The sequence below is a fragment of the Sphingopyxis solisilvae genome (genome assembly GCF_015475875.1).
In the GTDB taxonomy this organism is placed as follows: Bacteria; Pseudomonadota; Alphaproteobacteria; order Sphingomonadales; family Sphingomonadaceae; genus Sphingopyxis; species Sphingopyxis solisilvae.
On sequence record NZ_JADKYM010000001.1, the window covers coordinates 237658 to 262602 of the forward strand.

Here is a 24945-nt window from a genome sequence, read left to right on the forward strand (position 1 = left end):
CGACGCTCTGGAAACCGCAATGATTTGCTGGCATGGCAGCGCGCATGAGCAATCCAATCGCCGCTATCGTCCTTGCCGCGGGCAAGGGGACCCGCATGAAATCCGACCTGCACAAGGTGCTGCACCCGATCGCCGGGCGACCGATGCTGCTGCACCTGATGGCCAGCGTCGACGCGCTGAACCCCGCGAAGAAGGTGGTGATTGTCGGCGACAAGGCCGATCAGCTCGAAGCCGCGCTCGGCGGCACCGCCGATCTTGCGGTGCAGGATCCGCAGCTCGGCACCGGCCATGCGGTGCAGCAGGCGGAAGGCGCACTCGCGGGTTTCGACGGCGATGTCCTGATCCTCTATGGCGACGTGCCGTTCGTTCCCACCGCGACGATGCAGGCGATGATCGACCGGCTCAATGCCCCCGACGCGCCCGCGGTCGTGGTGCTCGCGTTCGAGCCCGCCGATGCGCAGCAATACGGCCGCGTCATCACTGAAGGCGACCGCGTGACCAAGATGGTCGAGCATAAGGACGCGACCGACGCCGAGCGTGCAGTCCGGCTATGTAATTCGGGGCTGATGGCGGCGAAATCGGCGGACCTCTTCGCCTTGCTGGCGCGCGTCACCGACGACAATGCGGCAAAGGAATTTTACCTCGTCGATATCGTCAATATCGCCAATGCGGACGGGCGGCATTGTGCGGTGGTCGTCACCGACCCCTATGACGTCGCCGGGATCAACAGCCGCGGCGAACTTGCTGCGATGGAGAGCGAATGGCAGGCGCGGCGGCGGGTGCAGGCGATGGCCGAAGGCGCCAGCCTGATCGCGCCCGACACAGTGTGGTTCGCCTGGGACACGCAGCTGGGTCGCGACGTGCTGATCGAACCCAATGTCTTCTTCGGCCCCGGCGTCACCGTGGCAGGCAATGTGAAAATCCGCGCCAATTGCCATATCGAGGGCACCACGATCGGCACCGGCTGCGAAGTCGGCCCCTTTGCGCGGCTGCGCCCCGGCACGGTGCTGGGCGAAAAGGCCAAGATCGGAAACTTCGTCGAAACCAAAAAAGCGGTGCTGGGCCAGGGCGCCAAGGCGAACCACCTCACCTACCTCGGCGACGTCACCGTAGGCGCTGGCGCGAACATCGGCGCGGGTACCATCACCTGCAACTATGACGGCTATTTCAAATATCAGACGGTGATCGGCGAAAACGCCTTCATCGGCAGCAACAGCGCGCTGATCGCCCCCGTCACCATCGGCCGCGACGCGATTGTGGCTGCCGGCAGCGCGGTGTCACGCGACGTCGCCGCAGGCGACCTGCGCATGGTCCGCGCCGAGCAGCTGGTCAAGCCGGGCTGGGCCGACCGTTTTCACGACGCGATGCGCAAGAAAAAATCAGGCAAATAGCGCCATGCCGTTGCCGACGCTGACCACGCCGCGGCTGGTGCTGCGCCAGATCCGCCCGGACGACGCACCCGCGCTGTTCCCGGTGCTATCCGACCCCGAAGTGATGCAATGGTGGTCGAGCGGCCCGCATCAGTCGCTCGCCGAAACCGCCGACTATGTCGCATCGAACGCCGCCGAAGGGCAGGGCTTCGCCTGCTGGGCGATCACCCCGCACGACGATGTCGCGATCGGCTGGGTGATCCTGATCGACGCCAAGCCCGATGTGAAAGAAATCGGCTACATCCTGCACCGCGACCATTGGCGCGGCGGGATCGCGCGCGAAGCCGTGGCGCGCGTCATCGACTATGGTTTTGCCGAACTGAAGCTGCGACGCATCTTTGCCGATACCGATCCGGAGAACAGCGGATCGATCGCCCTGCTCGAACGGCTCGGCTTTCAATATGAAGGCCGTCTGCGCGGCGAATGGGAAACGCATATCGGCGTGCGCGATTCGCTGATTTATGGCTTGCTGCGCGACGAATGGATAATGGAGAAAAAGCCGTGACCGACCGCTATACCGACAAGCCGTTCCTGCGCTTTGTCGACGCCTGGGTGCTGAAAGCGATCGGACACCTGGATCCCGAGACCGAAACCTATTGCAAGGCGATGGTGCCGCAGCTCGAGCAAAGCTTTGGCTTGAAGGGCAGCTGGGAACAGATCGTCCAACAGCAGATGAAATTCGGCCCCGAACTGCCCGCGCAGATCCGCAAGATCTGGACTGACGGTAAGGCGCGCTTTGAAGAAGGCAACGGTGCTGCGCCCGATCCGGTGCAATTCGCCTATCTTTTCGTCGACAGGAATCTCCAGAAAGCTTGACATGATATCATGATATGATATCAGTATATCATGACTCGCATACTTACCGAGGTTCCGGACGAAGACGTGAAACGGCTCGACGCCATTGCGCGACGTGACGGCAAATCGCGCGCGGCTGTTTTGCGGGAAGCCATCCAGAATTATCTCGATGCCGGTTCCAAACAAGGCTTCGAGAAATATTTCGGCTTGTGGGAACGGCACGGTTCGCGCGTCGATGGTCTGGAATATGAACGCCAGTTGCGTGACGAATGGCCCGATGTCGGCGACATCGCGCCACCCAAAAAGAAACGCAGCGCCGCGTGAGCGAGCGCTTTTTCGATACCAATATCGTCATTGATATGCTGCACGATCGCCCTGCAGCATGGGCCGAGGTGCGTAACGTCACCCGCGCATGGATCAGCAGGATGACATGGATCGAGGTTATGTCGGGCGTTCCCGACAGCGCGGCGACTGAGACGGAGGAGTTTCTGCGTCTCTTTGCGATGAGCGAAATCGATGAAGAAATCGCCCGACGGGCGGCGGCGCTTCGCCATCAACGCAAGTCACTGAAATCGCCCGATGCCATCATCCTTGCTTCGGCACAGGTTTCTGGCCGTATTCTCGTGACAAGAAATACAAAGGATTTCCCGGCAGAAATGCCCGGCATCCGCGTCCCCTACAAAGTCGGATCAAAGGCAAAATAAATGTGCGGAATTATCGGAATTATCGGCAAGGACCAGGTCGCCGATCGCCTCGTCGACGGGCTGAAGCGGATGGAATATCGCGGCTATGACAGCGCAGGCGTCTGCACCGTGCAGGATGGCCAGCTGATCCGCCGCCGCGCCGAGGGCAAGCTGGCCAATCTGGTCAAGGAACTCGCGGGCAATCCCGCCTCCGGCACCGTCGGCATCGCGCACACGCGCTGGGCCACCCACGGTGCGCCGACGACGAGCAATGCGCACCCGCATGCGACGGGCGAGGTCGCGCTGGTCCACAACGGCATCATCGAAAATTTCAAGCCGCTGCGCGAAGCGTTGCAGGCGCGCGGCCGCAGCTTCGAGAGCGAGACCGATACCGAGGTCGTCGCGCATCTGGTGAGCGAACAGGTCGAGGCGGGCAAGTCGCCGCAGGAAGCGGTGCAGGCGGTGCTGCCGCAGCTCCGCGGCGCCTTCGCGCTCGCCATCGCCTTTCGCCAGCATCCCGACCTGCTCATCGGCGCGCGGCTCGGTTCGCCGCTCGTCGTCGGTTATGGCGAAGGCGAGACCTATCTCGGCAGCGACGCGCTCGCGCTCGCGCCGCTGACGCAGAAGATCGCCTATCTCGACGAGGGTGACTGGGTCGTCATCACCCGCGACGGCGCGCAGATTTACGACAGCGCGAACAACCCGGTAACGCGCGAAATCACGACCAGCGGCGTCACCGCCGCGGCGGTCGAAAAGGGCAATTACCGCCACTTCATGCAGAAGGAGATTTTCGAGCAGCCGACCGTCGTCGCGCAGACGCTCTCCTCCTACATCCGCCCGCTCGAACAGACCGTCGCGTTGCCGCAGATGGATTTTGACCTGTCGGCGATCGACCGCATCACCATCGTCGCGTGCGGCACCAGTTTCTATGCCGGGATGGTTGCCAAATATTGGTTCGAAACCTTTGCCCGCGTCCCCGTCGACATCGATGTCGCCAGCGAGTTCCGCTACCGCGACCCGGTGCTGCAACCCGGCGGGCTCGCGCTGTTCATCTCGCAATCGGGCGAGACCGCGGACACGCTCGCGGCGCTGCGTCACTGCAAGGCGAACGGGCAGACGATTGCGGTCGTCGTCAACGTCCCGACCAGCAGCATGGCGCGCGAGGCCGATCTGCTGTTGCCGACCCACGCCGGTCCCGAAATCGGTGTCGCCTCGACCAAGGCCTTTACCTGCCAGCTCGCGGTGCTCGCCGCGCTCGCCGCCCACCTCGCGCTCAAAAAGGGCAAGCTCAGCGCCGACGAGGAGCATGAGATCGTCAAACATCTGATCGAGGCGCCCGCCGCGCTCAACGCGGCGCTGAGCCACGACGACGACATTGCTGCGATGGCGCATCTAATCGCCCCGGCGCGCGACGTGCTCTACCTCGGCCGCGGCCCCGACTATCCGCTGGCGATGGAGGGCGCGCTCAAGCTCAAGGAAATCTCGTACATCCACGCCGAGGGCTACGCCTCGGGCGAAATGAAGCACGGCCCGATCGCGCTGATCGACGAATCGGTCCCGGTCATCGTCCTCGCGCCCAGCGGCCCGCTGTTCGAAAAGACCGTCAGCAACATGCACGAAGTGATGGCGCGCGGCGGCAAGGTCGTGCTGATTTCGGACGCCGACGGCATCGCCGAAGCAGGCGATGGCTGCATGGCAACGATCGAAATGCCCAAGGTCCACCCGCTCATCGCGCCGCTGGTGTATGCGGTGCCGGTGCAGCTGCTCGCGTACCATGTGGCGGTGGCGAAAGGGACGGACGTGGATCAGCCGCGCAATCTGGCGAAGTCGGTGACGGTGGAGTGAGCTGGGACACCACCTGCCACTGCGGCGCTGTCTCGGTGAGGCTTGCCAAGGCGCCCGAAGAAATCGCCGAATGCAATTGCTCGCTCTGCTTCTCGCACGGCATCCTCTGGGCCTATTACTCGCCGCGTGATGTCGTGATCGAAGGAAAGACGCGGACCTATAATCGCGCCGACCGTGCAAACCCCAATTCGGACCTGCATTTTTGCGCGACCTGCGGCTGCGTGACGCACTGGTCGGCGACCGCGGGGCTGATCGAGCGAATGGGCGGGGAGGTCGATATGATGGGCGTCAACATGCGGCTGTTCGATCCGGTGCAGCTCAGCGGGTTGAAGCTCAGCTTTCCCGATGGGCGCGGCTGGTCGGGTGAGGGGCCGTGGGGCTTTGTCCGCGACGCGGCGGTTATGCCCTGAATGGGCGGTTACGCCGCCGCGTTCGCCTGGGCCAGAATCGACTCCGCGACATCCTCGATCTTGCCGGCGACCAGCAGTGGTGCGCCTCCGACCATGCCGACCTGGGTCTGGCCATTTTCATAGTCGCGGAGCCAGGCGACATTTTCGGCGACGACCAGATAATTGCCGCCGCGCGACTTGAGTTCGATGAATTTCATGCCGATGTCTCCTGTTCGCCCGGGCTCTAGGTACGAAGTATGAAGATTGTAGGATTCTGATGAGCTTCGCCGCGATCATTTTCGATTTCGACGGTGTGATTGCCGACAGCGAGGTGCGCGCGAACCAGTCGCTCGCCGAAAGCCTGACCGCGGCCGGGATGCCGTCGACCTATGACGAGTGCCTGCGCGACAATTATGGCCACAACTGGCAGGAGACACAGCGGCGGATCGAGGCGCGCTTCGGGCGGGCGCTGCCCGCCGATTTTCGCGAGCTGCATCGCGAGCGCGCGCGGGGCCGGTTCATGGAGGGGCTTGACGCGGTCCCCGGCGCCGCCGATTTCCTCGCGACGCTGGGCCCGCTGCCGCGCGCGATCGCGTCGTCGAGCCGCGCCGAATATATTGGTTGGGCTCTCGGCTTATTCGGGCTGGGGCATCATTTCGGCGATCATGTGCACAGCGCCGACGGCTGGGAGCGCGGCAAGCCGTTTCCCGACATCTACCTCGCCGCCGCCAAGGGGCTGGGCGTCGATCCTGCACGGTGCCTGGCGATCGAAGACTCGCCGACTGGGGCGCAGGCGGCGCTGGCCGCGGGGATGACCGTGGTCGGCTTTTGCGGTGCGGGGCATATCGTTGATCGCGCCGCGCATGGCGAGATGTTGCGCGCCGTCGGGGTGCATCATGTGGCGCTGACCTTTGGTGAGATCGGGGCACTGACATTCGTCGCACGATAATCCTCCCCGTGGCGAAGCCATGGGGAGGGGGACCGTTCGCGAAGCGAATGGTGGAGGGGCATAGCGACGATAGCGCCGAAGGCCCTCCGTCAGCGCCTCGCGCTACCACCTCCCCATGGCTTCGCCACAGGGAGGATATTTGCAGCAAAAAAACGCTGTCCTACAAAATCCGGCTGGATTAGCCTGACATGTGCTTCGACCCCGAACACGGGACGAAAATGTGAATCGCGAGTGAAGTTGCGCAGTTTTCTGCCACTTTCCGACGAATCCCCAAGGAGAGAGCCCCGATGTGTACCGAAAAAATGGAAGCCGATCGCGACCGCGCCGGAATGCCCGTCGCGCGCCGCAGCTTTGCCGCGCTTGCGGGTGCGGGCGCGCTGATCGCGGCGCTACCGTCGCGCGCGATGGCGGGCAAGCCGGTGAAGGGCCGCGACGTCACAATCACCACCGCCGACGGCGTCTGCGATGCCTATTTCGTGGCACCCGCCGATGGGAAGCATCCCGGCGTGCTGATGTGGCCCGACATCCGCGGGCTTCGCCCCGCCTTTCGCCAGATGGCCGACCGCCTGGCGGGCGAGGGCTATGCGGTGCTGTGCGTCAATCCCTTCTACCGCTGGCAAAAAGCGCCGGTCGTCGATGCCGAAAACAACTGGGGCGTTCCTGCGGTGCGCGAGAAGCTCTTCGGCTATCTCAAGCTGCTGACAAAAACGCTGGTCGATACCGACGCCGCGGCGCATATCGCCTTCCTCGATGTGCAGAAAGAGGTCGACAAGACGCGCAAGCTTGCCACGACCGGTTACTGCATGGGCGGCCCGATGACGATCTACACCGCGGCGTTGAAACCCGATCGGGTCGGTGCGGCAGCAAGCTTCCATGGCGGCGGGGTCGGCACCGACAAACCCGACAGCCCGCATTTGCTGATCCCCGGCACGCGAGCGGGCTATCTGTTCGCGATCGCCGACAATGACGACAAGGAAGCGCCGAACGAAAAGGTCTTGCTCAAAGCGGTGCTGGAACCGCGCAAGCAATGGCACGAGGTCGAGGTGTATGCAGGCGCGATGCACGGTTGGTGTCCGCCCGATGGCCGTGCGTATAATGAGGCGGCGGCCGAAAAGGCGTGGGGACGAATGCTGGAACTGTTCAAAGCTGAACTAACATAGAGCGCCGCAGTTGAAGGAGGCAGCACAATGTTGTGGATAGCGGTTGGCCTATTTTTAGCTGCACTGTTGGTGATTGGATCTATCCGTCTCCAGGATTTCCGGCGTCAAAAGACACGTTATGGTGGCGATTCCGGGTATTCAACTTCGATGGTTGTTGGCGATGACAGTCCTGCACATGGGCGCGATGCTAACGCCGCCGATTGGGGCGGCAGTGAGGGAAGTTGCGGCGGTGGGGACGGCGGAGGAGGTGGCGACTAAAGGTCAGCGGCTCGCAGCGTAGCTCGCATAAACGCGATGACCGCCGCTCCCGAAGGTCATGACCTTATACGCCTCACGGTGGTCGCCGTGCTCCATCCCCGGCGACCCCATCGGCATCCCTGCAACCGCGAGGCCTTTGACGCCCTTGGGCTTTTCGCGGAGCAGGCGAGCGATTTCTTTGGCGGGGACATGGTCCTCGATCACATAGCCGCCGACGAGCACGGTGTGACAGCTGCGCAGCGCCTGCGGCACGCCCTGCTTGTCCTTGATCGCCGCCATGTCGGCCGAATTGACGATCACCGCCTTCTGCCCGAACGACGCTTTGACCTGTTCCAACCATTTGAGGCAGCAGCCGCAGCCCGCGTCGCGGAACATCGTCGGATTGGCAGCGTGGGCGCCACCGATGGTGGCAGAGAAGGCCGCGAGGGCGAAGAAGAAGCGGCGGGCGGGGGACATGGCAGGGTTCCTTGCTGAATTCGAACGAAGAGTAGCAGCCGCGGCGCGCCGCACAAGCGGTTCAGCCCATTGGATAAAGGATGTCTTTGCTCACTTTATGCAATGCCGTCATCACCTCGTCGCTCAGCACCAGATCCATCGCATCGAGGATCGGCTGGAGCTGGTCATCGGCGCTGACCCCGACGATCGTCGAGGCGACGAAGTCATGCTGTTTCGACCAGGCGGTCGCCATCGTGACCGGGTGCAGCCCGGCGTCTTCGGCGATCTGCAAATAGCGCGCGGTCGCGGCAAGGCTCTTCTCGTTGACGAAGCGCTGGCCCATCGCGGCCTGCCGCCCCTCCATCTTCAGATAGCGCGAGAAGCGCGCGCCCTCGGGTGTCGCACCGCCCTGATATTTGCCCGAGAGCACCCCGCCGGCGAGCGGCGAATAGGGGATCAGGCTGACGCCTTCCTGGCGACACACCTGTTTCAGCTCATCCTCGAAACGGCGGTTGTTGAGGCTGAAATTATTCTGGATGGTGTGATAGCGCGCTACGCCCAGCTGTTCCGACGCCGCAAGCGATTTCATCAGCCCCCAGCTCGTTTCGTTCGAGCAGCCGAGGATGCGGACCTTGCCGACGCGGACCAGCTCGTCGAGCGCGTCCATCACCTCGTCATAAGGCGCATCATGGTCAGGCCAGTGCGTCTGGTAGAGGTCGACATAGTCGGTTTGCAGCCGCGTCAGGCTGTCGTCGATCGCCTGGAAGATATTCTTGCGGTCGAGCGCGGTCATGCCGCCTCGGCATGGCGATTTGAACCACACATGGCTCGGCCCCGACACCTTGGTGGCCAGGATGATCGCGTCGCGCGGCTTGGTCTTCAGCCAGCGCCCGACGATCTCTTCGGTGCGGCCGACCCATTTGATGTCGGGTGGCACCGGATAACCCTCGGCGGTATCGTAGAAGTTGATCCCGGCCTCAAAGCAACGATCGAGGATGCGGAACGCCGCGGCCTCGTCGGTCTGGCTGCCAAAGGTCATCGTCCCCATGCAGATGTCGGACACATGGATGGCGCTCTTGCCAAGACGGCGACTCTGCATGGCTCTGTTCTCCGGTCAGAAGAGGGGAGCGCCGTCTTTAGGTTGCGGGATGCAACCTTGCAATCAGATCAGCAGCGCGAGCGATCCGACGAGCAGCATCGCCATCGTCCAGTTAAACGCGCGCAGCCGTGCCGGGCTGGACAGCCAGCCGCGCAGCACCTGACCCATCACCGCCCACAGGCTGGTCGAGGGCAGGTTGATCAGGCCAAAGATCACGGCGACGAGCAGCACCGCGCCCAGATTGCGGTCGGGCGCATAAAGCGCAATCGCGGTCAGCGCCATCGACCAGGCCTTTGGATTGACCCACTGGAACAGCATGGCCTGGACAAAAGTCATCGGCTTGCCGCGCGTGCCGCCTTCCGTATCGGGCGCCGCCGCGTTGGCGATCTTCCACGCCAGCCACAGGAGATAAGCGACGCTCACCACATTGAGCACGAGGTTCAGCACTGGAAACAGGTCGAACAGTCCCATCAACCCGACGCCGACCAGCACGATCATCAAAGTAAACCCGATGCCGACGCCGAGCGCGTGCGGCACCGTGCGGCGGAGCCCAAAATTGGCCCCCGACGCCATCAGCATCATATTGTTCGGCCCCGGCGTGATCGACGAAACGAGCGCGAAGGCGGCGAGCGCGGCGAGGGTGGTCTGACTCATGGACGCAACATAATCGGCATCTGGACGGTGCGGGTTGCAAAGAATCGCAAAAATTGCGTACTGGATGCAATCTATGAGCAAGATGGATGATATCAGCCGCAAAATATTGCGCGAACTGTCCTGCGACGGACGAATCTCGAACCTCGAACTCGCCGAGCGCGTCGGGCTTTCGCCTTCGGCCTGTTTACGGCGGGTGCAGGAACTAGAGCGGAGCGGGGTAATCACCGGCTATCGCGCCGCGATCGATCCGGCAAAGCTGGGGCTGGCTTTCATGGCGTATGTGACCGTCGGACTGTCGACCCACACCAAGAAGGCGCAGTCCGATTTCGAACAGGCGATGGCCGCGGCGCCCGAAGTGCGCGAGTGCCACAATGTCACTGGCGCAATCGAATATCTGCTGCGGATCGAGACCGCGGATCTGGCGGCGTACAAGCATTTTCACACCGAAGTGCTGGGCGTGCTGCCGCAGGTGCATTCGATCAGCACCTATGTGGTGATGGAGTCGACGAAAGACGAGCGGGCTTAGATTAGCCGTCGCCCCCGCCTTCGCGGTGGCGACGATGGTGCCTTGAACCGCGCCACCCGCCACCGCATATCGGTTTCATGACGAAACTTTCCTTCCTTGACCTCGTGCCCGTCACCGACACCGGCACGATCGCCCAGTCGCTTGCCAATGCCGCCGATCTTGCCCGCCATGCCGAGGCGCTCGGTTACCAGCGCTATTGGGTCGCCGAACATCATGGCATGGCGGGGATCGCCAGCGCGGCAACCGCGGTCGTATTGGCGCATATCGGGCAGGCGACCTCGACGATCCGGATCGGCGCGGGCGGGATCATGCTGCCCAACCATGCACCGATGGTGATCGCCGAACAGTTCGGGACGCTGGACGCGCTGTTTCCGGGGCGCATCGACCTGGGCCTGGGCCGCGCGCCGGGATCGGACGGCGTGGTGGCGCGTGCGCTCCGCCGCAACCTGGCGAGCGACGAGCGACAATTCCCGCAGGATGTCGTCGAATTGCAGGCTTTCCTTGCCGGTGACGACCGGCTCGGCATTCGCGCAGTGCCGGGCGAGGGGACCAATGTGCCGCTGTGGATATTGGGATCGAGTCTGTTCGGTGCGCAGCTCGCCGCGATGCTGGGGCTGCCCTATGCGTTTGCCAGCCATTTCGCGCCCGACGCGCTCGACGAAGCGCTCGACATCTATCGCCGCCAGTTCAAGCCGTCGGCGCAGCTTGCCGAGCCCTATGCCGCCGCAGCGTTCAATGCGTTCGCAGCCGACACGCGCGAGGAGGCCGAGTTGCTGGCATCGTCGCAGCAGCAGGCGTTCGTCGCGCTGCGTACCGGCAATCCTGGCAAGATGAAACCGCCGCTGGCAGGTTACAAGGACAGCCTGCCGCCCAACGCGCGCGCGATCCTCGACCATGTGCTGCAATGTTCGGCGGTCGGGACCGTCGATGACATCGCGGCGGGCCTGAAAGCCTTCGTTGCGCGCACCGGTGTCGACGAGGTTATCATCGCGTCGTCGATGTACGACCATTCTGCGCGCAAACGCTCGCTGGCGCTGACAATGGAGGCTGCCAAGCGTGCCTGACCGCGCTGTGTTGACGCACCTTGCGGCGCGGCAGTATAGGGACGGTCCGACCAAGGGCGGCCCAGCGGGGTCGCCTTTTTACTTTTGCCTGAAAGGTGCCTGCCATGTCGATCACGCCGCTCATGCCCGTTTACCCCCGGTGCGCTGTGCGTCCGGTGCGCGGCGAGGGCGCCTATCTGATTGGCGAGCGCGGCGAGCGGTATCTGGACTTTGCCAGCGGCATTGCCGTCAACCTGCTGGGCCACGGCCATCCGCATCTGACCAAGGCGATTCAGGAGCAGGCGGCAACGCTGATGCACGTGTCGAACCTTTACGGCAGCCCGCAGGGCGAGGCCTATGCCCAGCGCCTCGTCGACAACACTTTTGCCGATACAGTGTTCCTGACCAATTCGGGCGCCGAGGCGGTCGAATGCGCGATCAAGACGGCGCGCGCCTATCATTCGAGCGCCGGCAACGCGCACAAACATACGCTCATCACCTTCAACAACGCCTTCCACGGCCGCACGCTCGGGACGATTTCGGCGACCAATCAGGAAAAGCTGCGCAAGGGGTTCGACCCGCTGCTGCCCGGTTTCGCCTATTCGCCGTTCGACGATCTCAACGCCGCGCTTGACCTGGTCGACGACAATACCGCGGGCTTCCTGATCGAACCGATTCAAGGCGAGGGCGGCATTCGCCCTGCATCGCAGCCGTTCCTGCAGGGACTGCGTGACATCTGTAACGAACGCGACCTGATGCTCGTATTCGACGAGGTCCAGTGCGGCGTCGCGCGCACCGGCTCGCTTTATGCCTATCAGGAATTCGGCGTGACGCCTGACATCATGGCGAGCGCCAAGGGGATCGGTGGCGGTTTCCCGATGGGGGCGTGCCTGGCGACTGAGAAAGCGGCGCGCGGGATGGTTATCGGCACCCACGGTTCGACCTATGGCGGCAACCCGCTGGCGTGTGCCGCAGGGCAAGCGGTGCTCGACGTCGTTCTGGAAGAAGGTTTCCTCGATCAAGTCAAGGCGACCGGCGAACGGCTGCGCAGCGCGCTCGAGCAGCTGATCCCGAACCACGACCATCTGTTCGAAAGCGTTCGCGGCATGGGTTTGATGCTGGGCGTCAAGCTGAAGTCCGACAGCCGCGCCTTTGTTGCGCATCTGCGCGACAATCATGGCCTGCTCACGGTGGCAGCGGGCGACAATGTCGTGCGCGTGCTGCCGCCGCTCAACATCGAACAAAGCCATATCGACGAGTTCGTCGAGAAACTGTCGGCGGGCGCGGCGAGCTATACGCCGCCCGAGTCCTGATGCCCAATTTCCTGAACCTGTCCGATGCGGGCGGCGATGCCGTCGCTGCGATGATCGCCGATGCGATCGACCGCAAGGCGGCACGCGCCGGTTGGCCCAAGGCCAAGCCCGACGCCGACGCGCCGCTGGCCGATCATGTGTTGGCAATGGTGTTCGAGAAAAACTCGACCCGCACCCGCGCGTCGTTCGACATCGCGATCCGCCAGCTCGGCGGGGTGCCGATGATCCTCGACGCGGGTACGACCCAGCTCGGTCGCGGCGAAACGATCGCCGACACCGCGCGCGTCCTGTCCCGCTATGCCGATGCGATCATGATCCGCACCGACGATCATGCCAAGATCGAGGAACTGGCCGAATATGCCAGCGTCCCCGTCATCAACGGCCTGACCGACCTGTCGCATCCGTGCCAGATCGTCGCCGACCTGCTCACTATCGTCGAGAGCGGCAAGGCGCTCCCCGGACTCGAGCTCGCTTGGCTCGGCGACGGCAACAATGTGCTGGCATCGTTGATCGAGGCGGCGGGATTGTTCGGCTTCAATGTCCGCGCCGGCGTACCGCAGGGCTATGAACCCGATGCGGGTTTTGTCGAAGCGGCGCGCGCCAAGGGCGCGCGGATCGACATCTTGCGCGACGCGCGCGAAGCGGTTGCGGGCGCCGATCTGGTCGTCACCGACACCTGGGTGTCGATGGGGCAGGATCACGCCCACAACAAGCTGGCTGCGATGGCCCCCTATCAGGTCGATCAGCGCCTGATGAGCGCGGCAAAGGGCGACGCGCTCTTCCTGCACTGCCTGCCCGCGCATCGCGGCGAGGAAGTGGTCGACGCGGTGATCGACGGATCGCAGTCGCGGGTGTGGGACGAGGCAGAGAACCGCGTCCACGCGCAAAAATCGATCCTGCTATGGGCGCTTGGGAAGTTATGACCGACACCGTCGAAACCTGGTTCGACCAGCCGCTGCTGTTCACCATTGCCGAACGCCATGTGCGCGGCCGCTTCGTGCGGCTCGGTCCGACCCTGAACACCATCATCGGCGCGCATGATTATCCACCGGTCGCCGAAAAGCTGCTGGCCGAAGCGCTGGTGCTCACGGTGCTGCTCGGCTCGACCCTGAAAGACGAGAATGGCCAGCTGACCTTGCAGGCGCAGACCGGCGGCGGGCCGGTCGAACTGCTGGTGTGTGACTATCGCGCCGGCGAACTGCGCGGCTACCTCAAATTTGACGCCGAGCGGCTGGCGGAGGTTGGACCCGATCCGACCTTGTTCGCGCTGTTCGGCGAGGGTTTCCTTGCGATCACCTTTGACCAGTCGACGACCGCCGAACGCTATCAGGGCATCGTCCCGCTCGAAGGCAGCTCGATCGGCGAGGCAGCCGAACATTATTTCGAACAGTCCGAACAGATCCCCAGCCTTATCCGGCTGGCGGCGCGCCACGATCATGAGGCGGGATGCGTCGCCGGCGGCTTGCTGCTCCAGCATTTGCCCGAAGGAGAAGTCGGCCGCGACCGGTTGCACACACGCCACGACCACCCCGAATGGGAACATGCACGGACGATCGCCGCGACCCTAAAGGACGAAGAACTGACCGATCCCGCGCATTCGCTCGAAACGCTCGCCTGGCGGCTGTTTCACGAGGATGAAGTGCGCGTCGATCCGGGCGTTCCGGTGACCCGCGGTTGTCGGTGCAGCACCGAATATTTCGCCGGTGTCCTGGCACAGTTTCCCGCGGCGGAGCGGCAGGATATGGCTGACGATGCGGGGCAGATCGTCGTCGATTGCGCCTTTTGTTCGCGCATCTTTCCGATCCCGCTCGACGGCATTTCTTCGGCGGATTGACGACGAAACGGTCTCATCCAGCGCCAGGCGGTTGAAAAACGTGGCTGGCGTTGTTATCTGACATCGGACGGGGTCGCGTATCAGCCCGCAACGGGTGTCCGATGGATAGGTGCAATGGCGATCTTTTCTCCCCTGTTTCGATGGCCGCTTGCAGCGCTTGCGCTGGCAGGGGCGAGCGCGGTACCCGCCCAGGCGCCGTCGCTGGCGATGCTCGACACGCTCGAAAAGGGCAGCTGGCAGCTGCGCGAGCGCGGCAAGGACAATGTTTTGCAGACGATCTGTGTCGGCGACGCCCGCCGGATGATCCAGATCGAGCATCCGCGCGCAACCTGCTCGCGCTATATTATCGAAGACACGCCCAAGTCGGTCACGGTTCATTATACCTGCCCTGGCGCCGGGCACGGCCGCACCAGCATTCGCAACGAAACCAACCGGCTGGTGCAGATCGACACGCAGGGGATCGCCGACGGCAAGCCTTTCTCGCAGTCGATCGAAGCGCGCCGCACCGGACCCTGCTGACGGCAACCGCTCGTTAACCATTCGCCTGTAGACGGGACGGGTGACACACCGATGTGTGTCCTTCTCCCTAACGGCTTCATGCCGACCTGGGCCGTGTGACGATCGTCGCGCGGCCCGTTTCTTTTGGTGCGGTGCAACACGCGCCCCTTGCACGGTTGTCGGAGCAGGCGTATCGGGCGCCGATGCAAGATGTTGCCGGAAAAACCCTGATCGTCCTCTTGTCGGGCGGGCTTGACTCGATGGTGTGCGCTGGCCTTGCGCGCGAGGCGGGCGCGCGTATCGTCGCGCTGACGATCGACTATAACCAGCGCCACCGCGTCGAACTGGAGTCCGCAGCGCGGATCGCGGCCGAGGTCGGTGCGACGGAGCATATCGTGCTGCCGCTCGACCTGCGCCGGTTCGGCGGCTCGGCGCTGACCGCCGACATCGACGTGCCCAAGGACGGAGTCGGCGACGATATCCCGATCACCTATGTTCCGGCGCGCAACCTCATTTTTCTGTCGCTGACGCTGGGACTCGCCGAAGCGCGGCAGGCGCAGGACATCGTCATCGGCGTCAATGCGCTCGATTATTCGGGCTACCCCGATTGCCGCCCCGAATTTATCGCCGGCTTTGAGGAGCTCGCGCGGTTGGCGACGCGCGACGGCGACCGCGGCGTCGATTTCCGCATCCACGCGCCGCTCCAGCATATGACCAAGGCCGACATTGCTGCGGAAGCCGCGCGGCTCAAGATGGACGCGGCGATGAGCTGGTCGTGTTATGACCCGACGCCAGAGGGTTTCCACTGCGGTTATTGCGACAGCTGCCGGTTGCGGAGCAAGGGCTTCGCCGACGCCGGGCTGACCGATCCGACGCGTTACGCGTGATCGCATGACCTACGCCGTCAAAGAGATTTTTCTGACGCTGCAAGGCGAAGGCGCGCAGGCGGGACGCCGCGCAGTGTTCTGCCGCTTCGCTGGCTGCAACTTATGGACCGGACGCGAGCAAGACCGCGTCAGGGCGATCTGCAAGTTCTGCGACACCTATTTTGTCGGCACCGACGGGACGCTGGGCGGCAAATATGCGGATGCCGCGGCGCTCGCGGTGGTGATTGCCGAATGCTGGGGGGAAGGCGGCGACGATCGCTATGTCGTGCTGACCGGTGGTGAACCGATGTTACAGGTTGACGCCGCGCTGATTGACGTACTCCACGCGCACGGCTTCACGATCGCGATCGAAACCAATGGCACCTTCGCGGTGCCGCGCAGCATCGACTGGATTTGCGTCAGTCCCAAGGCCGGCAGCCCGCTGGTCCAGACCAGCGGTGACGAGTTGAAACTGGTCTGGCCCCAGCCGGGCAGCGATGTCGAACGGCTGGCGGGGCTCGATTTTACCCACCGGCTGGTCCAGCCGCTCGACGACCCGAACGCGGCCGAAAATGTCCGGCAGTGCATCGATCTGGTGATGGCCGACCCGCGCTGGCGGCTGTCGCTCCAGACGCACAAGAGCCTGGGGCTGCGATAAGGTCAGTCGGTCTTTTTCGCGGCGCTGTCGGTGGTCACGGCGCGTTTTGCGGCGGGTGCGGGAACTGCGTCAGGGTTGGCATCGGCATCCTCGTCGTTCGCGACGGGCTCGTCGGCTTCGGCATCGCTTTTGGTTGCGGCCTTTTTACCGCTGTCATCGGGAATGCTGTTATCGACCGCGGTGCCATCGGCGCTCGCATCGTCGAGGACGATCATCGCGTCGCTGACCGACCCCGGCTGGACCTCGACCGCGTCGAGCTTGGTGGTGGATTTGCCCGCCGGCTCGCCGCTGCCGCACGCGGCAAGGACGAGGAGCGGGAGCGATGCGAGGAGGACGCGTTTCATGCGCCGTTCCTAATCGCTCGACCGGAGCTTGTCGAGAAAGGCAGGCAGCGCGTCGGCCAGCGCGGCATCGACATCGGCGAACGATGCGGGCCTGCCCAGCGCGGCCAGGCTGGTGACGGGAAACTCGGCGATGCCGCATGGCACGATGCCGCCGAAATGCGACAGGTCGGGGGCGACGTTCAGCGACAGGCCGTGTAGCGTGACCCAGCGTTTGACGCGCACCCCGATCGCCCCGATCTTGGCCTCGCGACCATTCGCGTCGTCGGTCCAGATGCCGATGCGGCTGTCAGCGCGCCGCGCCGCCACGCCCAGCAGCGCCAGCGCGTCGATCACCCAACCTTCGAGCGCCGACACATAAGCGCGGACATCGCGACCGCGCTTTGTCAGGTCGAGCTGGACATAACCGACCCGCTGACCGGGGCCGTGATAGGTATAACGCCCGCCGCGACCCGCATCGTACACCGGAAATCGCGGATCGAGCAGCTCGGCGGGATCAGCGCTCGTTCCGGCGGTGTAGAGCGGCGGGTGTTCGAGCAGCCAGATGCGCTCTCCGGCTTGACCGGCATGGATCGCCGCGGCACGCGTTTCCATGTCGGCGAGCGCAGCCGCGTAATCGGTGAAGCCGTCAGTGATGATCCATTCGGGTGCCGCAAGTCCGTCCATCAGGCGCGCTATCTGGCCTGCCGCACCGTCCCGCGCAAGGGGGCAGGGCCGGACAATCGTCAGGGGTGGACAGATGCACCGAATAACGCCACCTTCGCGGCAACGAATATATAAAACGACGGGGTATCAATGACAAAATTCGACATGAGCGCGGCGTGGGACGACAGTATCCAGTTGCTGAAGTCGCATAGCGCGCTGATCGGCGCGATTGCGGGGGTGTTTTTCTTCCTGCCTGCACTCGCCGTGGCTTGGTTCGGCCCCACTCCGATCGAGCCGCCGGCGGGCGCAAGTTTCGAGCAGTCGATGGCGGCGTTGCGCGAGACCCTGCGGCAGATGGTACCAGGACAGATCGTCGTCGGCCTTTCGACGATCGTCGGTTCGGCAGCCATTTTGCGGCTGTGGCTGGCGCGCAGCGGCATCAGCGTCGGCGAGGCTTTAACCTTTGCGCTGCTGTTCTTTCCGACGCTGTTTGTGGTCCAGCTTCTGTCCGGCCTGGCCATCGGGCTCGGCCTGATCCTGCTGATCTTGCCGGGCCTTTACATGATCGGCCGCCTGACGCTGGCGGCGCCCAGCGTTGCCGACCGCAGCTATTACAACCCGATTCAGGCGCTGAAAACCAGCTGGGAACTGACGCGCGGCAACGGCTGGGCGATCTTCTTTTTCCTGTTTCTGGTGACTGTCGTCATCTTCATTGCGGCGATGATCGTCGGTTTGGTGGTCGGGCTGATTGCGGGGGCCGACGACGGGTTCGGACGGATGCTGGGCGGGGTGATCGAGGCCGGATTCGGCGCGATCGGCAGCCTGGTGTCTGTGGCGATCTCGGCGGCGGCGTATCGCCAGCTCGCCGTTCGTTCGGCGTCGGACGTGTTTCAGTAACATAAGCATTTTGATGCGATCTTTTCGGGGAATGGGGTTTTATAACAGGGGGGAAGAGCCATGATAAAAATGAGCATAGGAGCGGCCTTTTCGGAAACCTTTGCGTTTCTGAAGGCCAATTGGATGCAGATGCTGCTCTGGCTGGGCGGGGCAGTCGTTGTTGTCTGTTTGCTGGGCTGGTTGATGCTGCGCAACGCGATGACGACCATGATGATGGCGCAAGGCGATCCGTCGGCGGCTTTTGGCACCCTTGGCTCGTTTTTGCTTTTCGGGATCATCGCCGGGACAATCATTTATGCGGCGAGCCTGCTGATATGGCGCACGGGCCTGGTGGGCGGTGAACCAGCGAGCGATATCGGCTGGGGCATGGGCGCCGGCGCAGCCTTTATGTTCGCGCAATTCGTCGTTCAGATCGCGCTCGTCATTGTCATGTATATCGTGATGTTCATCATCGGTTTGCTGGCGCTGGCACTGTTCGGAGCCAGCGGCATGTCGTTGGAGAGCCTCGCGACCGGCGGTGCGTCAGCAGGGCTCATCTTGTTTGGCGCTATCTTCTACATTGCGCTGATCGCATTTTTCCTGTGGTTCTATGGCCGTCTGGCGGTCGCGGGGCCGCTGATGGCGGTCAACCGCTCGTCGAATCCCTTTTCGGCAATGGCGGAATCGTGGAGACTGACCAGCGCATCGCAGTGGACCATTGTCGGCTTCTATCTGCTACTGATCGTCTTGTTCGTGGTCGTCTTTTTCGTCCTGTCGATGGTTTTGGGCGGCGTGATGACAGCGATGGTGACGCCCGACGCGGGTTTCGGATCGATGGTCGGCGCGCTGATTGTCGCACTGCTGATCTACGTGCCGCTCGTCCTGATCTCTGTCTCGATACCGGCGGGTGTCTATCGGTCGATCAGCGTGAAAAGCAGTTCGGAGGTGTTCGGCTAGCGCCGACGGCCTGTGCCAGTGGCGACAGGGGGCGCTCCGGCAGCGGGGCGCCCTTTCTGCTAACTCAGCTCCATTTGGCGAGGGGCGGCAGGCTCATCAGGATCGCGTCGATGTTGCCGCCGGTCTTGAGCCCGAACAAGGTGCCGCGATCGTAAACGAGATTGAACTCGGCATAACGGCCGCGCCAGACCAGTTGCGCCTCGCGATCGGCTTCGGAGAAGCTCTGACCCATCCGGCGCCGTACGATTTGCGGGAAGACGTCGAGAAAGGCTTCGCCGACCGCTTGCGTCAGCTGAAAGTTACGATCGAACTCGGCATCGTCGCCGCATTCGAGATGATCGTAGAAAATGCCGCCGACGCCGCGGTGGACGCCGCGGTGCGGGATATAGAAATAGTCGTCGGCCCATTTGGCATAGCGTTCGTAGACGTCGGGGCCAAAGGGTGCGCATGCGGCGCGCAACCGCGCGTGGAATGCGTCGGTGTCTTCCGGATAGGGTATTGGCGGGTTGAGGTCGGCGCCGCCGCCAAACCAGCGCTTGGTCGTCACCAGGAAGCGGGTGTTCATATGCACCGCGGGAACATGCGGGTTCGCCATATGCGCGACGAGGCTGATCCCGGTGGCGAAGAAGCTGGGGTCTTCGCCGGCGCCGTGGATCGAGGCGGCGAAATCGGGGGCAAACTGGCCGCCGACGGTCGAGACATTGACCCCGACCTTTTCGAATATCTTGCCCGTCATCACGCCGCGCACGCCGCCACCGCCTTCACCGGGTTGCAGTCCTTCCGCCTCGCGATCCCACGGGGTGTAGGCGAAGCGCGCGTCGCTGCCCGCCTCGGCCTCGATGCTTTCGAACTCGGCACAGATCCGGTCGCGCAGCGATTCGAACCAGGTCCTCGCGGTCTGTTGCTGTGGGTCGAGCGAAATCATGCCGGAAAGCCTTTCGTTTGCCTGAGCGCTTCGGCGAGCGCGATGCCAGCCGCGACGGCGACATTCAAGGAGCGAAAGCCCGTCTGCATCGGAATGGCGACGCGCGCGGCGGCCGCGGCATGGACATGAGGCGGCACGCCCGAGGATTCGGCGCCGAGCAACAGGACATCGCTGGGTGCAAAGGCGAAGTCGGGCAGGGGCGTCGCGCCCGCGGTGGTGAGCAGTACGAGTCTCAGGCCCGCCCCGGCGCTCCCATCGTAAAAGCTGCCCCAGTCGGCGTGGCGGGTGACATTGGCGCGCACGGCATAGTCCATTCCTGCGCGTTTCAGCGCGCCGTCGGAGAAGGGAAAGCCGCACGGCTCGATGATGTGTGCCGGCACGCCGAAGCAGGCGGCCGTGCGCAGGATCGTTCCGACATTACCCGCAATATCCGGCTGAAACAGGGCGATTTCCATCGTCCCGCCATAGCCGCGCGTGGCAGCCAGATCGAGCGCCTTTACCGCCGGGTTGGCAGAGCGCGCGCCGAGCGGAAATTGCCTGTTGGCAAGCCCCGGATGTGCGGCTATCAGGCCCGCAATTCCCGGAGGGGCCGCCGGGGTGCGCCAATTCGTGCGCGCTTTGCAGGGCGACCCGGATCTTCGAGAACTTTGTTAGTTCACCCATGCAAGGGCAGTCGAATGGCCAGTGATCCCAATCCCAACGACGAGCAAGAAAACGGCGTCCGCCGTCGGGATTTCATCAATATCGCGGCAGTCAGTTTCGCCGGCGTCGGCGCCGTCGCGGTCGTCATGCCGCTTGTTGCGCAGATGAATCCGTCGGCCGACGTCCTCGCGCTGTCGACCACCGAAATCGATATTTCGGCGATCCAGCCGGGCCAGGCGATCAAGACCAGCTGGCGCAAGCAGCCGGTGTTTGTCCGCAATCTGACCACGGCGGAGATCGCCGAAGCGAACCGGGTGCCGATGAGCGACCTGCGCGAGCCGCAGTCGCTGGCCGACCGGACGAAGCCCGGCAAGGAAAACTGGCTGATTACGCTCGGTGTCTGCACCCACCTTGGCTGTGTGCCGCTTGGCGCCGCCGAAGGTGAGAACAAGGGCGACTATGGCGGCTATTTCTGCCCGTGCCACGGTTCGCACTACGATACCGCGGCGCGCATCCGCAAAGGCCCGGCGCCGACCAATCTGGTGGTGCCGCCGTATGCATTCACCAGCGATACCGTTGTGACGATCGGCTGAGGAGCGAGATAAGATGAGCTTTCCCTGGGCCAAACCCTACGAGCCGAAGCATCCGCTGATGAAGTGGATGGACGAGAAACTGCCGATCCCGCGTCTGGTCTACAATGCGACCGGCCCCGGCTACCCCGTCCCGCGCAACCTCAACTATTTCTGGAACTTCGGCGTTCTTGCCGGCGCTGCGTTGATGATCCAGATCATCACCGGCATCGTGCTGGCGATGCACTATGCGGCCAATGTCGGCGTCGCGTTCAATTCGGTCGAGCATATCATGCGCGACGTCAACGCCGGCTGGTTCATCCGCTATGCGCATATGAACGGCGCCAGCATGTTCTTCATCGTCGTTTACCTGCACATTTTCCGCGGTCTTTATTACGGATCATACAAGGCGCCGCGCGAAATGGTGTGGCTGCTGGGTGTGGTGATCTTCCTCCTCATGATGGCGACCGCATTCATGGGCTATGTGCTGCCGTGGGGGCAGATGAGCTTCTGGGGCGCGCAGGTCATCACCGGCTTCTTCTCGGCGATCCCGATCGTCGGTGAACCGGTGCGCCAGTGGCTGCTCGGCGGCTTCGTCCCCGACAACGCAACACTAAACCGCTTCTTCTCGCTGCACTATCTGCTGCCGTTCGTGATCCTGGGTGTGATCATCCTGCACATCTGGGCGCTGCATATCCCGGGGTCGAACAACCCGACGGGTATCGAGGTGAAGGACGAGCAGGACACTGTGCCGTTCCACCCCTATTACACTGCCAAGGACGGCTTCGGCCTTGGCGTGTTCCTGCTGGTGTTCGTCGCACTGACCTTCTTCAGCCCGAACATGCTGGGTCATGCCGACAATTATATCCCGGCGAACTCGCTGTCGACGCCGGCGCATATCGTTCCCGAATGGTATTTCCTGCCTTTCTACGCGATTTTGAAGGCCTTCACCTTCAACTTCCTGTGGATCGACGCGAAGCTGTGGGGCGTCATCGCGATGTTCGCATCGATCGCGCTGCTGTTCTTCCTGCCCTGGCTCGACAGTTCGCCGGTGAAATCGTCGACCTACCGCCCGCTGTACCGCATCTTCTTCTGGGTGCTGGTGGCCGACGTGCTGCTGCTCGGGGTGTGCGGCGCGATGCCGGCGGAACAGCCGTGGGTCATCCTCAGCCAGCTTGGCGCCATCTATTATTTTGCGCACTTCTTGGTGATCCTGCCGATCGTTTCGCGGATCGAACGTCCGCTGCCGATGCCGAATTCGATCACCGAAGCAGTTCTTGCCAAACATGCCGCCGACACCTCGTCGGCTCCGGCAGCGGCCTGAGCGCCAGACTTTAACAGGAGCTGATACAGCCATGGTTCGCCCGCTCGGATTTCTCGTCGGCCTCGGTTTCATTACCGCGCTGGTGCTCGCGATCTTTACGACGCCGCTCAAGAATGAACCCAATGTCGCCTATAGTTTCGTCAAGCATCCCCGGCATCTGAAGCTGGCGAGCGACGGCCTGATGCCGCATTGGGACAAGGCGCAGTTGCAGCGCGGCATGCAGGTTTACAAAGAGGTCTGTTCGGCCTGCCACAGCCTGAACCTCGTGGCCTTCCGCAACATCGCCGATCTCGGTTACACCGAAGGGCAGATCAAGACCTTCGCCAAGGGCTTTCAGGTTCCGTCGGTTAATCCCGATACGGGCGAGGTTGCGACGCGTGATGGCCTGCCGTCGGATCATTTCCCGGCGCCCTATGCCAATGACGTTGCGGCGCGCGCGGCGAACAACAATGCGATCCCGCCAGACCTTTCGCTGATCACCAAAGCGCGCGAAGGCGGCAAAGATTACATCTATTCGCTGCTGACCGGTTACCAGAACCCGCCGGCCAACCTGCCTACCGAGCTGAAGCCGGGGACGGGGCTCCACTACAACCCCTATTTCCCGAACCTGAACCTCGCGATGGCCAAGCCGCTGGCCGACAATCAGGTCACCTATGCCGATGGCACCAAGGCCAGCGTCGACCAGATGTCGAAGGACGTGACTGCGTTCCTCGTCTGGACCGCCGAACCGAAACTGGTGAAGCGCGTTCAGGTCGGCTGGGCGGTGTTCTTCTTCCTGCTGATCTTCACGGTCCTGGCTTATCTGTCGTACCGCAATATCTGGGCTGACAAGAAGCATTGAGGCAAAAGGGCAGGGTGATTGTGACCGCATGATCGCCCAGCCGCCTCAGCCCGACCTCGACCTGGCATCGTTGGTCAGCACCATCCCCGACTTTCCGAAGCCGGGCATTCAGTTTCGCGACATCACCACCTTGATCGGCGACGCCGCTGGTTTCGCCGAAAGTGTGCGTCGTTTGAGCGCCCGTGCCGCGGTGCATCGCCCCGACGTGATTGTTGCCGTCGAGGCGCGCGGCTTCGTGTTCGGCGCGGCCGTGGCTACGATGTTGGGCATGGGCCTTGTGCCCGTCCGCAAGGCGGGCAAGCTACCGGGTGTCACCATAGGGGTCGATTACGAACTCGAATATGGCGCCGACCGGCTTGAAGAATCTAACGGCCCTGGGGCGGCGAGCGGAGTTTGCGGTCATCCATCGATCTGCGCCAGACGTTTTTCATAGCGCCAAACATCAAGCGCAAAAACACCGTCCGGCAAGACCAGTTGGCTGGTGTAGATACAAGCGCGATGCCAGCCGCATTTTTCGTAGAAGCGAGCCGCCCGCTCGTTGCCTATCGCGCATGCAAGCCAGGCCGTCTCGACCGATCTTTCTGCCAATTTTGTTTCGGCATCGGCAATCAATAACTGAGCAAGCCCGCTGCCCCGCGATCGCGCATCAACATAGAATTGATTGAGTTCATCGCCATCGCACAGTGAAAAGCCGAGCGGGTCGCCTTCCGTCCCTACGACCCGCAAATGATCGGGTGCCAGCGAAAGCCGCTCAAGGAAATGTTCGTAGGTGCGGACTTTGGCAAGCTCCTCGGGTAAGACTCCGCGATGCGCGTCCTGCCAGCCTGCATACCACAGTCGTGCCAGGGGCTCGGTATCCGCGGGAACCGCGTCGCGGGCTTTCGTTGGTGTCATGCCGAGCCCGGACAATTCAGAAGTGGATTCGGATTTTCAGCTTCGCAACCGGCACTACCGTAACTGCGGGTGATGATCTCCAGCAAATGCCCGTCGGGGTCGTCGAAATATAGGCCGCGGCCATCGTCCCAGCGGTTGATTGCGCCGGGCTGCGTGTGAAAGGGGTCGGCCCAATAGGGAATATCGCGCCCGCGAATCCGCTCGAAAATAGCATCGAACTCGGCTTCGCTGACACGGAATGCGAAATGGCGGGACCTGATCGGCGGCGTATCGGGCAAGAAATCGAGTGATGTCTCGCCAATGGCGAGGACCGTGAAATGCGCGAGCTTGCGTGCAGGAGGAAGGCCGAGAATCTCGGCCAGAAAGGCCGCGCTCGCTGCGGGATCGCTGGCATGCACGATGGTATGATCGAGGACGACGGTCATATCACGGAGCTTAGCAAAACATTATCGCGACGCCAGTATATGATACCGTGGCCCGCGCCATTGGCGTGGCG

The 24945-nt window shown here is 63.2% G+C and carries 32 protein-coding genes and 1 pseudogene; 23 read left to right on the forward strand and 10 right to left on the reverse strand.

Annotation, left to right across the window (positions count from 1 at the left end):
* Positions 1-44: 44 nt before the first annotated feature.
* From glmU to IR187_RS01205, 7 genes are read left to right on the forward strand one after another with little or no spacing between them, the layout of a single operon-like run.
* Positions 45-1391, forward strand: coding sequence for a bifunctional UDP-N-acetylglucosamine diphosphorylase/glucosamine-1-phosphate N-acetyltransferase GlmU (gene glmU / locus IR187_RS01175; protein WP_228765435.1), 1347 nt, complete (start codon positions 45-47; stop codon positions 1389-1391).
* 4 nt (positions 1392-1395) lie between these two features.
* Positions 1396-1935 (forward strand): GNAT family N-acetyltransferase, encoded by a 540-nt coding sequence (locus IR187_RS01180; RefSeq protein ID WP_194952875.1) that lies wholly within the window; start codon positions 1396-1398, stop codon positions 1933-1935.
* Entirely contained in the window at positions 1932-2246 is a 315-nt protein-coding gene (locus tag IR187_RS01185; RefSeq protein ID WP_194952876.1) for a hypothetical protein, read from the forward strand. Before IR187_RS01180 ends, IR187_RS01185 begins: the two co-directional genes overlap by 4 nt.
* A gap of 30 nt (positions 2247-2276) precedes the next feature.
* Positions 2277-2549, forward strand: a complete 273-nt coding sequence (locus IR187_RS01190) for a ribbon-helix-helix domain-containing protein (RefSeq protein WP_194952877.1) — start codon at positions 2277-2279, stop codon at positions 2547-2549.
* Positions 2546-2929 (forward strand): type II toxin-antitoxin system VapC family toxin, encoded by a 384-nt coding sequence (locus IR187_RS01195; RefSeq protein ID WP_194952878.1) that lies wholly within the window; start codon positions 2546-2548, stop codon positions 2927-2929. The genes IR187_RS01190 and IR187_RS01195 overlap by 4 nt, the downstream gene beginning before the upstream one ends.
* Entirely contained in the window at positions 2930-4753 is a 1824-nt protein-coding gene (gene glmS, locus IR187_RS01200) for a glutamine--fructose-6-phosphate transaminase (isomerizing) (protein ID WP_194952879.1), read from the forward strand.
* Positions 4750-5163: a GFA family protein gene (locus IR187_RS01205; protein ID WP_194952880.1), complete on the forward strand. Its 414-nt coding sequence runs from the start codon at positions 4750-4752 to the stop codon at positions 5161-5163. Before glmS ends, IR187_RS01205 begins: the two co-directional genes overlap by 4 nt.
* An 8-nt stretch (positions 5164-5171) precedes the next feature.
* Here the strand turns inward: IR187_RS01205 and IR187_RS01210 are convergent, their stop codons facing one another.
* Complete coding sequence (locus IR187_RS01210) at positions 5172-5360, reverse strand: hypothetical protein (RefSeq protein ID WP_194952881.1); 189 nt, start codon at positions 5358-5360, stop codon at positions 5172-5174.
* Between the two features lie 59 nt (positions 5361-5419).
* On the opposite strand from IR187_RS01210, the gene IR187_RS01215 reads away from it, so the two are divergent.
* Entirely contained in the window at positions 5420-6091 is a 672-nt protein-coding gene (locus tag IR187_RS01215) for an HAD family hydrolase (RefSeq protein ID WP_194952882.1), read from the forward strand.
* A 287-nt stretch (positions 6092-6378) separates the two neighbouring features.
* Entirely contained in the window at positions 6379-7251 is an 873-nt protein-coding gene (locus tag IR187_RS01220; RefSeq protein WP_194952883.1) for a dienelactone hydrolase family protein, read from the forward strand.
* Positions 7252-7512: 261 nt separating this feature from the next.
* Here IR187_RS01220 and IR187_RS01225 read toward each other — a convergent pair whose 3' ends face one another.
* The 3 genes from IR187_RS01225 to IR187_RS01235 all read right to left on the reverse strand — a co-directional run bounded on the left by IR187_RS01225 (position 7513) and on the right by IR187_RS01235 (position 9697).
* Positions 7513-7965, reverse strand: a complete 453-nt coding sequence (locus IR187_RS01225) for a DUF411 domain-containing protein (RefSeq protein WP_194952884.1) — start codon at positions 7963-7965, stop codon at positions 7513-7515.
* A 61-nt stretch (positions 7966-8026) separates the two neighbouring features.
* On the reverse strand, positions 8027-9043 hold the full coding sequence (locus tag IR187_RS01230; RefSeq protein WP_194952885.1) for an aldo/keto reductase: 1017 nt from the start codon (positions 9041-9043) through the stop codon (positions 8027-8029).
* A gap of 63 nt (positions 9044-9106) precedes the next feature.
* Positions 9107-9697 carry a LysE family translocator gene (locus IR187_RS01235; protein ID WP_194952886.1) on the reverse strand — a complete coding sequence of 197 codons (591 nt, stop codon included), beginning with the start codon at positions 9695-9697 and terminating at the stop codon, positions 9107-9109.
* Between the two features lie 73 nt (positions 9698-9770).
* Here IR187_RS01235 and IR187_RS01240 point away from each other — a divergent pair, with 73 nt between their 5' ends.
* From IR187_RS01240 to queE, 8 genes are all read left to right on the forward strand, one after another.
* Positions 9771-10223, forward strand: a complete 453-nt coding sequence (locus IR187_RS01240; RefSeq protein WP_194952887.1) for an Lrp/AsnC family transcriptional regulator — start codon at positions 9771-9773, stop codon at positions 10221-10223.
* Positions 10224-10300: 77 nt separating this feature from the next.
* A complete protein-coding gene (locus IR187_RS01245; protein ID WP_194952888.1) occupies positions 10301-11287 on the forward strand; it encodes an LLM class flavin-dependent oxidoreductase in 987 nt (328 codons plus the stop codon).
* Between the two features lie 104 nt (positions 11288-11391).
* Entirely contained in the window at positions 11392-12579 is a 1188-nt protein-coding gene (locus IR187_RS01250; RefSeq protein WP_194952889.1) for an aspartate aminotransferase family protein, read from the forward strand.
* Entirely contained in the window at positions 12576-13502 is a 927-nt protein-coding gene (gene argF / locus IR187_RS01255) for an ornithine carbamoyltransferase (protein ID WP_194953030.1), read from the forward strand. Before IR187_RS01250 ends, argF begins: the two co-directional genes overlap by 4 nt.
* The gene (hslO, locus tag IR187_RS01260; protein ID WP_194952890.1) at positions 13499-14413 is read left to right on the forward strand and encodes an Hsp33 family molecular chaperone HslO; all 915 of its coding nucleotides are present in this window, start codon (positions 13499-13501) and stop codon (positions 14411-14413) included. Before argF ends, hslO begins: the two co-directional genes overlap by 4 nt.
* 114 nt (positions 14414-14527) lie before the next feature.
* Positions 14528-14932 carry a DUF3617 domain-containing protein gene (locus IR187_RS01265; RefSeq protein WP_194952891.1) on the forward strand — a complete coding sequence of 135 codons (405 nt, stop codon included), beginning with the start codon at positions 14528-14530 and terminating at the stop codon, positions 14930-14932.
* Positions 14933-15114: 182 nt separating this feature from the next.
* Positions 15115-15798 carry a 7-cyano-7-deazaguanine synthase QueC gene (queC, locus tag IR187_RS01270; protein WP_194952892.1) on the forward strand — a complete coding sequence of 228 codons (684 nt, stop codon included), beginning with the start codon at positions 15115-15117 and terminating at the stop codon, positions 15796-15798.
* Positions 15799-15802: 4 nt separating this feature from the next.
* A complete protein-coding gene (gene queE / locus IR187_RS01275) occupies positions 15803-16435 on the forward strand; it encodes a 7-carboxy-7-deazaguanine synthase (protein ID WP_194952893.1) in 633 nt (210 codons plus the stop codon).
* 2 nt (positions 16436-16437) lie between these two features.
* Here the strand turns inward: queE and IR187_RS01280 are convergent, their stop codons facing one another.
* Positions 16438-16779 carry a hypothetical protein gene (locus IR187_RS01280; RefSeq protein ID WP_194952894.1) on the reverse strand — a complete coding sequence of 114 codons (342 nt, stop codon included), beginning with the start codon at positions 16777-16779 and terminating at the stop codon, positions 16438-16440.
* Between the two features lie 9 nt (positions 16780-16788).
* The gene (gene lipB, locus IR187_RS01285; RefSeq protein ID WP_194952895.1) at positions 16789-17442 is read right to left on the reverse strand and encodes a lipoyl(octanoyl) transferase LipB; all 654 of its coding nucleotides are present in this window, start codon (positions 17440-17442) and stop codon (positions 16789-16791) included.
* A 129-nt stretch (positions 17443-17571) separates the two neighbouring features.
* On the opposite strand from lipB, the gene IR187_RS01290 reads away from it, so the two are divergent.
* Both IR187_RS01290 and IR187_RS01295 read left to right on the forward strand, forming a co-directional pair.
* Positions 17572-18318: a glycerophosphoryl diester phosphodiesterase membrane domain-containing protein gene (locus IR187_RS01290; protein ID WP_194952896.1), complete on the forward strand. Its 747-nt coding sequence runs from the start codon at positions 17572-17574 to the stop codon at positions 18316-18318.
* Between the two features lie 183 nt (positions 18319-18501).
* Positions 18502-19254, forward strand: a complete 753-nt coding sequence (locus IR187_RS01295) for a glycerophosphoryl diester phosphodiesterase membrane domain-containing protein (protein WP_194952897.1) — start codon at positions 18502-18504, stop codon at positions 19252-19254.
* Between the two features lie 64 nt (positions 19255-19318).
* Here IR187_RS01295 and hemF read toward each other — a convergent pair whose 3' ends face one another.
* Positions 19319-20179: an oxygen-dependent coproporphyrinogen oxidase gene (hemF, locus tag IR187_RS01300; protein ID WP_194952898.1), complete on the reverse strand. Its 861-nt coding sequence runs from the start codon at positions 20177-20179 to the stop codon at positions 19319-19321.
* Positions 20176-20634: a tRNA (cytidine(34)-2'-O)-methyltransferase gene (locus tag IR187_RS01305; protein ID WP_194952899.1), complete on the reverse strand. Its 459-nt coding sequence runs from the start codon at positions 20632-20634 to the stop codon at positions 20176-20178. The genes hemF and IR187_RS01305 overlap by 4 nt, the downstream gene beginning before the upstream one ends.
* A 222-nt stretch (positions 20635-20856) precedes the next feature.
* Here IR187_RS01305 and petA point away from each other — a divergent pair, with 222 nt between their 5' ends.
* The 4 genes and pseudogenes from petA to IR187_RS01325 form a co-directional block, all read left to right on the forward strand.
* Positions 20857-21414 carry a ubiquinol-cytochrome c reductase iron-sulfur subunit gene (gene petA, locus IR187_RS01310; RefSeq protein ID WP_194952900.1) on the forward strand — a complete coding sequence of 186 codons (558 nt, stop codon included), beginning with the start codon at positions 20857-20859 and terminating at the stop codon, positions 21412-21414.
* Between the two features lie 13 nt (positions 21415-21427).
* A complete protein-coding gene (locus IR187_RS01315) occupies positions 21428-22714 on the forward strand; it encodes a cytochrome b (RefSeq protein WP_194952901.1) in 1287 nt (428 codons plus the stop codon).
* Positions 22715-22745: 31 nt separating this feature from the next.
* Complete coding sequence (locus IR187_RS01320) at positions 22746-23555, forward strand: cytochrome c1 (RefSeq protein ID WP_194952902.1); 810 nt, start codon at positions 22746-22748, stop codon at positions 23553-23555.
* 28 nt (positions 23556-23583) lie between these two features.
* Positions 23584-23928: pseudogene (locus tag IR187_RS01325) on the forward strand (adenine phosphoribosyltransferase); the annotation flags it as partial.
* Positions 23929-23954: 26 nt separating this feature from the next.
* Here IR187_RS01325 and IR187_RS01330 read toward each other — a convergent pair.
* A complete protein-coding gene (locus IR187_RS01330; RefSeq protein WP_228765437.1) occupies positions 23955-24464 on the reverse strand; it encodes a GNAT family N-acetyltransferase in 510 nt (169 codons plus the stop codon).
* On the reverse strand, positions 24446-24874 hold the full coding sequence (locus tag IR187_RS01335; RefSeq protein ID WP_194952904.1) for a VOC family protein: 429 nt from the start codon (positions 24872-24874) through the stop codon (positions 24446-24448). Before IR187_RS01335 ends, IR187_RS01330 begins: the two co-directional genes overlap by 19 nt.
* Between the last annotated feature and the right edge of the window lie 71 nt (positions 24875-24945).